This is a genomic window from Magnetovibrio sp. PR-2, assembly GCF_036689815.1.
GTDB lineage: Bacteria > Pseudomonadota > Alphaproteobacteria > Rhodospirillales > Magnetovibrionaceae > Magnetovibrio.
On sequence record NZ_JBAHUR010000021.1, the window covers coordinates 44,012 to 54,308 of the forward strand.

Annotated in this window: 9 protein-coding genes and 1 pseudogene; 3 read left to right on the forward strand and 7 right to left on the reverse strand. The window is 52.8% G+C overall.

All coding sequences use genetic code 11. From position 1 onward, the window contains the following. Positions 1-5: 5 nt before the first annotated feature. From V5T82_RS17435 to V5T82_RS17455, 5 genes are all read right to left on the reverse strand, one after another. Positions 6-1,004, reverse strand: coding sequence for a DctP family TRAP transporter solute-binding subunit (locus tag V5T82_RS17435; protein WP_332896954.1), 999 nt, complete (start codon positions 1,002-1,004; stop codon positions 6-8). Positions 1,005-1,259: 255 nt separating this feature from the next. Next, positions 1,260-2,630, reverse strand: coding sequence for a sigma-54-dependent transcriptional regulator (locus tag V5T82_RS17440; RefSeq protein ID WP_332896955.1), 1,371 nt, complete (start codon positions 2,628-2,630; stop codon positions 1,260-1,262). Positions 2,631-2,633: 3 nt separating this feature from the next. Next, positions 2,634-4,442 (reverse strand): sensor histidine kinase, encoded by a 1,809-nt coding sequence (locus V5T82_RS17445; RefSeq protein WP_332896956.1) that lies wholly within the window; start codon positions 4,440-4,442, stop codon positions 2,634-2,636. Between the two features lie 49 nt (positions 4,443-4,491). Then, entirely contained in the window at positions 4,492-5,883 is a 1,392-nt protein-coding gene (locus V5T82_RS17450) for an ATP-binding protein (protein ID WP_332896957.1), read from the reverse strand. Further along, complete coding sequence (locus V5T82_RS17455) at positions 5,880-6,605, reverse strand: response regulator (protein ID WP_332896958.1); 726 nt, start codon at positions 6,603-6,605, stop codon at positions 5,880-5,882. Before V5T82_RS17455 ends, V5T82_RS17450 begins: the two co-directional genes overlap by 4 nt. 195 nt (positions 6,606-6,800) lie before the next feature. Between V5T82_RS17455 and V5T82_RS17460 the strand changes: the two genes are divergently transcribed. Together V5T82_RS17460 and V5T82_RS17465 are read left to right on the forward strand one after the other, a co-directional pair. Beyond that, on the forward strand, positions 6,801-7,250 hold the full coding sequence (locus V5T82_RS17460) for a hypothetical protein (protein ID WP_332896959.1): 450 nt from the start codon (positions 6,801-6,803) through the stop codon (positions 7,248-7,250). A gap of 898 nt (positions 7,251-8,148) precedes the next feature. Further along, positions 8,149-8,580, forward strand: coding sequence for a BLUF domain-containing protein (locus V5T82_RS17465; protein WP_332896960.1), 432 nt, complete (start codon positions 8,149-8,151; stop codon positions 8,578-8,580). Positions 8,581-8,721: 141 nt separating this feature from the next. On the opposite strand, the pseudogene V5T82_RS17470 reads toward V5T82_RS17465, so the two are convergent. Next, a pseudogene (locus V5T82_RS17470) lies at positions 8,722-8,901 on the reverse strand (integrase core domain-containing protein); the annotation flags it as partial. Positions 8,902-8,989: 88 nt separating this feature from the next. Here V5T82_RS17470 and V5T82_RS17475 point away from each other — a divergent pair. Continuing rightward, a complete protein-coding gene (locus V5T82_RS17475) occupies positions 8,990-9,580 on the forward strand; it encodes a cyclic nucleotide-binding domain-containing protein (protein ID WP_332896961.1) in 591 nt (196 codons plus the stop codon). Positions 9,581-9,653: 73 nt separating this feature from the next. Here the strand turns inward: V5T82_RS17475 and V5T82_RS17480 are convergent, their stop codons facing one another. After that, positions 9,654-10,064 carry a response regulator gene (locus V5T82_RS17480; protein WP_332896962.1) on the reverse strand — a complete coding sequence of 137 codons (411 nt, stop codon included), beginning with the start codon at positions 10,062-10,064 and terminating at the stop codon, positions 9,654-9,656. Positions 10,065-10,297: the final 233 nt, after the last annotated feature.

The window sequence follows — 10,297 nt, forward strand, 5'->3', positions numbered from 1 at the left end:
AGTTCTTACATGTTGCTCGAAACAGCAGCATCGATCAGATCTTTACCGATTTGATCTTCGAACTTCGCCCACACCGGCTTCATGGCAGCTTTCCATGCAGCGCGCTGTTCGTCGGTCAGTTGACGAACGGTGTTGTTCATTTTGTCAGCCATGATTTTAGCTTTGTTGGCTTGGTTCAGTTCGTAAGACAGCTTGTTGCGGTCGTCGGTCACTTGCATGAGGATGCCGTGCAGTTCGTCACGGATGTCAGCCGGCAGGCCGCTCCAGAAACGTTTGGAAACGATCACAGCGTAATCGATGATGCCGTGGTTGGTTTCCGTCACACCGTCTTGAACTTGGTAGAATTTCTTGGAGTAGATGTTGGACCAGGTGTTTTCTTGAGCATCCACAACGCCGGTTTGCAGTGCGCCGTAAACTTCTTTAAACGCCATTTTCTGAGCGCTGGCACCCAAGGCTTCCATTTGTGCAACCAAAACGTCGGATTGCTGAACGCGGAATTTCAGGCCTTTTGCATCAGACGGCATAACCAACGGTTTGTTGGCGGACATTTGCTTCATGCCGTTGTGCCAGAACGTCAGACCCAAGATGCCTTTCTTTTCCATGGAACGCAGCAGCTCTTGGCCTTTGTCAGATTTTTGGAATTTGTTCACAGCGTTGATGTCATCAAACAAGAACGGCAAATCGAAGATGCGGAACTTCTTGGTGATGGATTCAAACTTGGACAAGGACGGAGAGCCCATTTGCACGGATTTGCCTTTGATCAGTTCGATCAGCAGGTCATCGTCGTTGAACAAAGAGCCAGCGCCAAAGACTTCAACGCGAACTTTGCCCTTCATTTGTTCGTTGACGCGTTTAGCAAACTCGTTGGCGGCAACAGCTTTGGGGTGGGTGGAGCCGCCCGTCACGTGGCTGAACTTGATGACGATTTCTTTGGCTTGCGCGCTGACAGCACCCATCAAAGAAAAGGCAACAGCCGCGGCAACGGCGGTTTTAACGATACGCATATTGTTGTCTCCCGTTAGACTAAAAATTTCATCCGCCGAGCCAGTGGGGAGGCCCGCGGTGCCTATCCTTAATCAAAACGCATGCCAGCTATGCGCTTGCGGCATGAAGATTGTGACAAGATTATGAATTCATAGGAGAAATTGGCCTTAAGAGCCCTGCGTGGCAAAATTCTATCCACAGGCATATGTGCGGATTTCCGCTCACATTGGGAAAGGAACGTGTGCGGGTTTCCGCACAGTGTGTGGAATGGGGGACTATTCGGTGAAATCGTCGCGCTTAAGCCCATATTTCGTGAGCTTGTCGTAAAACGTCTTGCGTGCGACGCCCAGTGATTTGCAGGCTTCGGTCACATTGCCGTTGAGGTTGCGCAGCTCCGCTTCGATGAGGTTCTTTTCGAAGCATTCGACCCGTTCGTGCAGGTTTGAGCCTTGGAAGCATGCCGCTTGGGCATCCATAGAGGTGCTGGCGGTCGCGGCCATGCCAGGTAGGGGCGGCAAATCCAATACGAAGCGTTCCGCGGCGTTTCTGAGTTCGCGTACATTGCCGCGCCAGTCGTACTGCATCAGCTGTTCCGTCAATTGAACGTCGAGTTTCGGCGGTGTGCGGCGTTGGCGCGTGGCGGAGATGGCGCTGAAGTGTTGGAACAGGCTGGCGACGTCTTCTTTGCGATCGCGCAGCGGCGGGATGTTCAGCGTCATGACGGATAAGCGGTAATATAAGTCTTCGCGAAACTTGCCGTGGTTGGCGGCTTCCAACAAATCGATTTTGGTGGCGGCGATCACACGGATGTCCAAGGGGATGGCTTTATTGGCGCCCAAGGGTTCCACCGTGCGTTCTTGCAGCACGCGCAGTAAGCCCACTTGTAAATCCATGGGCATGCTTTCGATTTCGTCCAAGAACACAGTGCCGCCTTGGGCGTGTTCGAACTTGCCGACGCGGGCTTTTTGCGCACCGGTGAACGCGCCGGCGACGTGGCCGAACAGTTCGGATTCAATCATGGTTTCGGGCAGTGCGCCGCAGTTGATGGCGACGAAGTGTTTGTCTTTGCGTGGGCCAAAATCATGAAGGCAGCGCGCCACCAGCTCTTTGCCCGAACCGGTTTCGCCCATGATCATAATGTCGGCATCGGTCTGTGCCATGGTGTTGACTTGATCGCGCAGCGCCACCATGCCCGGTGCTTGGCCCAGCAACACGCTGTCGATGTTGGCGCGCGCGTTGAGCTTGTCGGACAAGCGGCGGTTTTCCATCACCAGCCAGCGGGTCTGCACCCCGCGCGACACCGCGTCGATAAAGCGGTCGGTGTCGAACGGCTTTTCCAAGAAATCGAACGCGCCGTCTTGCATGGCGTCTACGGCCATAGACACATCGCCGTGTCCGGTGATGATGATGACGGGAATGTCTTCGTCAATGGCTTTGACCCGTTTGAGGAGTTCTAACCCATCAATGCCGGGCAGGCGCACATCGGTTACGACAACGCCGTGAAAGCCACGTGATACGAGATCAATGGCATCCTCCGCACTCTCATAAGTTTGCGGCGCATACCCTGCCAAGTCCAACGACTGGGCGCAGGACAAACGGACGTGCTCTTCGTCGTCGATGACAATGATGGGGGTTTTTTCCAGCATGCGCTATGTCTCGGCCTCAACTTCGGGGCGGTCGGTGAGCGGGATGGTGAAGGTAAATTCCGCTCCGCCCTGTTCTAGATTATGCGCGGTGAGTTCACCACCAAATTCTTGAATGATGCCGTGAGAAATCGATAGCCCCAAACCTAAGCCCAGGCCGACGTCCTTGGACGTGACGAAGGGTTCGAACAAGTGGTCAATGATGTCTTCGGGAATGCCGGGGCCGTTGTCCGACACCCGCACAATGGCATTTTCCCAATCCGACATCAACGTCACGGTGACCGTTGGCGATGGGGTGTGATCTTGGGCATCGGCGGCGTTGTTGATCAAATTCACCAAGACCTGTTCCAAACGCACATTGTCGGCCATCACCACAATGTCGCCGGATGGAATGTCGATATTGAGTGTGACTTTGTCTTTTTTCAAACGCGGGCTGACGATGCGCAGGCAGTCATTGATAGCACTTTGAATGACGATGGGGCTGCGTTCTTCGGGGGCGGGGCGGGCAAAAATTTTCAGGCGTAAAATGATGTCGCCCATGCGCTCGCTGAGGCTGGAGATCAGGCTCAAGTTATCGCGGGCTTCGTCGGTGCGCCCTTTGTCCAAAAACTTCGCGGCATTGCTGGCGTATGACCGGATCGCCGTAAGCGGTTGGTTAAGCTCGTGGTTGATGCCCACAGACATCTGCCCCAGCGCCGCCATTTTGGCGGCTTGCAACAATTCGTTTTGGGTGCGGCGCAAGTCTTTGGTGCGTTTTTCGACTTGGCGCTTCAGTTCGTTGGCGGAATCTTCCAGTGTGCGCCGGGCGCGCTGTTGAACGTCTAAGGCCTGCAACAAACCGCGCCGGCGCTCAATTAAACTGAATAGAGCAACGGCAAACATGGCGATCACCAAGACCGAGGCCGCGGAATAGAACTGGGCTGTGTTGTGGATAGACGAGGTGTCCGCCAACAACCATATGCGCCAATCGGCACGCGGCAAGTCGTGATGGGTCGCCAAATAGCGTGCCGTGCGCCGGTCGGTGGGGCGGAAGGACTTGGTCCAAGGGGGGGAATCGCTCACCGTTTTAAACGGCAACGGTGCAATAATGCGATCGGCATAACGCCGGGTTTCCGCTAGGTCTTTTAAGGCTGTTTCGCTTGGCGTGCCGATGGACTTATACAGCCAGTCCGGTTTGGACGACAAAAATACCACGCCGGCATGGTCGGTCACGATGACTTCGTGGTCTTGCGCCTGCCACCCGGTTTCCGCTTGGGCGACATCGATTTTAACGACAACGACGCCACGCTTGTTGCCGTGGTCGTCAACGATGGCGTTGGACAGGTAATAGCCGCGTTGCAAAGACGTTGTGCCCAGCGCAAAAAAACGCCCGCTTCCGCCCGCCATGGCGTCGGTGAAATAAGGCCGGTAGCTAAAGCTACGTCCGACAAAGGTGACAGATTGGTCCCAGTTGCTGGCGGCAAGTGTCAGGCCTGTATGGTCTAAAACGTAGGTATCCGAAGCCTCGGAAACGGTGTTGTATTGTTTCAACAGTGTGTTTGCACGGTGGCGCAGATCTTTGTCATCTGGAACGTCCAACAACGCTTGGATGTCAGGATGCAAGGCGTAAATGCGAGGCAGCGGCTCGTACTTGCTCAACAGCTCGTTCAGGCCTGTGACATAGAGCGCGATGGTTTGGCGGCTTTGGTCGTAAAGATTGGTGCTGATCCAGCCCCGCCAGCCCACAAACAGGACATAAAACAAAACCGGCAACGCCAGCACCCACAGCACGTGGACCGGTTTGAACCAGGATTGCTTTTTGGGTGTGTCGTGCATGGTTATTGCGTTCGCCTTTGGCTGTCTGTGCAACAGCTTACCCGACGTCTTAAAAACGCGGAAGGGTGATCTCGACCTGAAGGCCGCCTTCGGGGCGGTTGGACAGTGTCACCTGTCCACCATGGGCATGGGCGATGGAGCGCACTGCCGACAATCCCAGACCTGTTCCGCCCGTTTCGCGCGACCGGGAGCCTTCAACACGCACAAAGGGGTCGAACACGCATTCTAACATATCTTCGGGGATGCCGGGTCCGTCGTCGACCAGGGTGATGGTGATGTCTTCATCGCGGCATGATAAAGTGATTTCGGCGTTCTCGGCAAAGCGTTCAGCGTTGCCCAAGACGTTCGCGATCATGCGCTTTAGCCCAATGGGGCGACCGGTGAAGGTGCAGTGCTCAGGCAGGTTCGTTTTGATTTGAGTGTTTTCAGCGAGTTCGCAAATCAAAGCACTTAAATCCAACGTGCTGGTGGGTTCGTTCGCCGCATCGTCGCGCGCAAATGTGAGGGTCGCGGCAATCATGGCCTCCATCTCGTCGAGGTCGGCCAGCATTTTGGCGCGCTGTTGCTCGTCGCCAATAAACTCAGCGCGCAGTTTTAAGCGTGTGATGGGGGTGCGCAGGTCATGAGAAATCGCCGCCAACATATGGGTGCGGTCTTTGATGAAAGCTTGCAGGCGGGCTTGCATGGTGTTGAAAGCTTTGGCGGCACGACGGACTTCGCGGGGCCCTTTTTCATCCAGGGGCTCTGCATTCACATCAAGACCTAAACGTTCGGCGGCTTGGGTGAAGCGGTCAAACGGTTTGGTTGCGCGGCGGCTGGCCCATACGGCCAAGATGACGACGATGAATAGAAGTCCCGCACCGGGTCCAAAGAACCGCGACCCAAACAAGCTGCGGATGGGTGGGGGCTGGGTCGCGAAGTTGATCCAGCTGCCGTCGTCTAAGCGCAGTGACACCACCATCAACCATCGATGAGACCATCGGTCGTGGTCATGACCTGGACCGAAACTGGGCCCTCGCCAATCGGGAGCGTGTCCCCACCGTTTGTCCCGCTTCTGGTCGGGTTTGCGCAACTTGGACCGTCCGATGCGCAAGGCGTCGTCTTCTATTGCGCCCAATTCAAGCTGCAAAGCGTCTTTAATAATGCGCTCACGCCAATCCAGTGGGATGGGCGGCAATGTGGATGTCGGTGTCCAGGTGATTTGAAAGGTCGGACCTTGGTACTGGCCTAGGGTGTCGAGGCGTTGGTTCGCGGGCGTTTGATCGATAATACTTGTGATCTTGGCGATGCGGTTAACCGCATGCCAACCGCCGACGGTTTCCAGTTGACCTTGGCGGTGAACATATAACAAGACGCCCATGATGGTTCCCACCACCATCAACCCCAAAACCAAAACGGCGCTGGTTCGTCCCCATATGGTGTTGGGCCAAAATCTAATCATGGGGACCCCTGGGTGATTTTTGGTGTGAACATATAACCTGTGCCGCGCACGGTTTTGATCAGACTGGGCTGTTTGGGGTCGGGCTCCAGTTTCTTGCGCAGGCGGCTGACTTGGACATCAATTGCACGATCGAACGGCTGGGCGTCGCGGCCGCGCGCCATGTCCAACAATTGATCCCGGTTTAACACCCGCCCTGGTTTAGAGACAAACACCTCCAACAGTTCAAACTCACCGCCGCTCAATGCTACCAAATTTCCGTCTGGGTCTGTTAGCTCTCGCGTGGCTGGGTCGAACCGCCACCCGGCAAAGTGCATGGCCCCGTCTTCTTCGGCTGGAACGGGCGCAGGGGTTTCAGCACGGCGCAGGACCGCTTTGATGCGCGCCAGAAGTTCGCGTGGATTGAACGGCTTGGGCATATAGTCGTCTGCACCCATTTCCAATCCGACGATACGATCCGTTTCTTCACCCATGGCGGTGAGCATGATGATGGGAATTTCGGATCGGTTAGCCCGCAGGTTCCGGGTCAGGGTCAAGCCGTCTTCGCCCGGCATCATCACGTCCAAGACAATCAAGTCGATGGCGCCCGCATCCAGCGCGTCCAGCATTTCGCGCCCATCGGCAGCGGTGGTCGCACGCAGGCCATGGTCTTTGAGAAAGCGGCTCAACAGATCGCGAATCTCACGATCATCGTCGACCACCAAAATGTGCGGTGTACGTTCCATAGCTTTACTATAACCCTTTGCTTTTGCTGGTGTGAGCAGAAGTTCGTAACCCAATGTAACAGGGCAGGGTTCGGTAACAAGGCGTTACACATTTCCCGGTTTGAGGACACACCCGGGTTACATCCCCCTGTTTGAATAGAAGCATAGAACGCACACAACGTTCCCGAAATCGGATACCTGAACAGGAGAAATTCTATGCAACGCAAAACAATCATCATCACCGCAGCCGTGTTGGGCGTCGGCGCCTTGGTCGCGGGCGGCGTCATGGCGAAAGCCAAATGTCAGGGCATGCATCGCGGCTATATGTCCAGCCCCTGCATGCAAGGGCCCGGAATGCAAGGGCAAGGTATGCAAGGCCAAGGCATGCAAGGTGGCGGTATGTACGGCTACGCCATGAAACACGGTCATGGCAAGGGCGGATGCCAGGGCCAAGCTCAAGCCCTCGACAAACCCCTGACGGTCGAAGATGTCCGCGCAAACATGGAACAACGTCTGCAATGGCGTGGCAATGATCGTTTGAAGGTCGGCGAAGTCAAAGACCTGGACGACAAAACCATCGTTGCTGAAATCGTGACAGTTGACGATTCACTGGTTCAGACCATTCAGATCGACAAAACAACGGGTCGTCCGAGGCGTCCCCAATAACACCTTCGTGTTCGGCTGTCATTCGTCCCATCCTTATGACGGCCGTCTCTCGGCAAAGGGTCCTTCGGGGCCCTTTGTCAGTTGGAGAGATGAATTTCTAAATACGGAAGCCAGCGCTGGTCAAAAGACATTTCGTCGCGCAAAGTTTCGTCGAAGGGGGCTGCATCAAATCTTCAGGCGGTGCAGCCAGTTCATTGAGATCAACCGCTTGGGCTTCACCGCGATAGCGTAATCCGTGGTTTCAAGTTTGAAGTACATTCCGTTCCAAAAGTTTGCGCCAAACTCTGACGGCTTTTTGAAGTGGCAGCAATATCGCACCCGATGCGCCCAATCCGGTTTTCAGGCCAGTTTTCAGGATTTGGCGGCGTGTAAAGCGTTTGGTCGTCATTGAAGCCAGTCCCCTTGAATGCGCGTCACCTTGCGGTTGCAGGTTTAATCCATCAATCAAGGATTTCAAGTTGGGCTTACCATTGTGGTTGCGCGTGTCACACGGCGGGTCACATAGGGCTTGGGTAACAAAAGGTCTGAGTGTTTTTGGGGGAAGTCTGACCATAAAAATAGCCGCTTACTCGTTCAACATTGTGAACAAATAAGCGGCTGTATTTGGCTGGGGCGGTAGGAGCCCCAGCTACTTTCTGTGGAAATCTATAAAAATCAATCACTTAATATTCTTGCCTTCAGCCTAAATACACACCCTGTGTTACCAGTCTGTGCGACCTCATTAGGGTTTGATTGTAACAGGTCTCGGTTTTGTTGAAATCCGGCTTCTTCACATATCAATTCAAGGGGGGGGGTATTCTGTTTTGGAAGGCAGAGCAGACATTTTCGGAGAAGTCACCTTATGTCTTAGTTTAGCCAAGGGCTGACATTCACGTTAAGAAAGGATTATACTTCGTAAATGACACAGTTTGAATTGCAGCGCATTATTTATTCCTCATCCGCATCTTCTGATATCACCCCAGAGGACATTCAAGCAATTTTACGCGTTTCACAGAGGAAGAATTCTCAAGTCGGAATAACAGGCGTTCTGCTGTTTGTTGAAGGCACCTTTATTCAAGTCATCGAAGGCTCACAGTTTTCGTTAGATCAATTTATGTGGGACATTCGCCAAGATCAACGACACGACAATATTGAAACCTTGTGCACGGAAACAATTCAGACACGTATGTTTCCTAACTGGTCCATGGCTTACATCGGTGATCTGAAACCGTTTAGCTCGATTAAGGGATTGAAATCCGCTGAAACCGTTATCCTAAGATTGCAAACAGAGAAGACGTTTGTCGGGGAATTCATTACAGGTTGTGTGAAAGCTCTTGAGCAAACTTCATAGAGTAATGAATCAAATTGATTTGAAAAAGCAGACACCCGAGTTCAGCTATATACCTGATTGCGGTAGTCTTGAGAGGCTACAGAAAACCGCAAGGTTTAGCGGTAATACCCCCATTATTAGGGGCCTCAATCAGTAGAATAATTATGCAGCCTTGGGCATCACCAAAGCCAGTTTCTGTATTGGCGTGATGCCGCCGATGGCCATGTTGGGCCGGTCGTTGTTGTATGTCCACAACCAAGCTGTGGCGGCTTCTTGCACCTCTTCGATGGTTTCAAAGATATATTGGTTTAGCCAGTCATAGCGAACCGTTCGATTGAACCGCGCGGCATTGAATGTTGCTTAAATCTTGCGTGATATTTGTTTCATGCATAACCTGTCAGCATCACGTTAAGACATCTGAGGAAATATTGTGCAAATTAAAGGCGAACCACCCCAAAAGAAGATTTATTACAAGGGGGACGTAATCTTCAACGAAGGGGACGTCGGAAACGCAGCCTATATCGTCAATTCCGGCGCCGTAGAGATTGTGAAGAAGGTTGAAGGTGAAAACATTCGCCTGGCTGTTCTGCATGAAGGCGAGCTGTTTGGTGAAATGGCCCTGATGGACGGCTCGCCCAGGATGGCATCTGCTTTCGCGTTGGACGAAACAGTTGTCACGCGCGTCACCAGTTTGATGTTTAACCATAAACTGGAACATGAAGACAAATTCGTGCAAGGGCTCTTTCGTGTCATGATGAACAATCTTCGTAATGTTCATAAATGCTACACGAAGCGGGCCAGAAGCGTTGAAGATCACATCGGGTCTTTGGAGTACCACACTTCTAAAATCGAAAAGTACCTAGACAAACCAGATTGCGCCCAAATCAGCACAGAGGCCCAGTCATATTTGAACGAGGTACACTCAAACCTCAAAGCCCTTAAAAAGGTCTTCGCAAACCACAAAGACCGCAGGAGCGGCGTTCTTGAAGAAATTGATTTTAGGAACGAACCTGATTGCTGAAACCAAACGCCCATTAGAGTGATGCAAGGTTGTCGGCTTTGGGTCATTTCCGGTAGTTTCAGGGCTGTCTGGATCATTGCTCTCCCTTAGCCAATGCATTTAAAATATGCTCTTTGAAACGGTCCGGAAGGAACGGTTTCTGGAGAAATGAGCTCACCTCATGATCAATAGCGTGCATGGGAAGGTCAACAGCATTATCGGCAGTTATGAGTATGAATGGGGTGGCATAGTGTCGCTTGTCGTCACGGATTTTTTCCAGCAGTTGAATCCCCGATAATCCTGGCATGTGCATATCGCTTATGATCAGGTCGAACGGGTCCGCAGTTTCTTCAATCAACGAATAGGCATTGTCGCCATTGGCTGCAGTTGTTACGTCAGTCAAACCCAGACTGTCCAACATAAGCCTCAGAAGTTCCTCCTGGCCTTGATCGTCCTCTACAAGTAGAATTTTCAGAGACTTGCTTAATAACAAAGCCCACCTCATGGGAAGAATGATTTTTGACTAATGCATCTATATTCAATTATATCTAGGGGACAACAAAATAAGCAATGCGTAACTCCAGGCCATCGCGCGTGAGGCCCGTTTTGAGAAAGAGCACTTGTTTGAGAAAGAGCGCCTGCAAATGACCGGCATGGGTCACAGGCGGTCATTCTAGCCGACCAATTTTCACGTCGGGTTTTCCGCAAATTTCGGACATTATGCATTTAATGGATTGG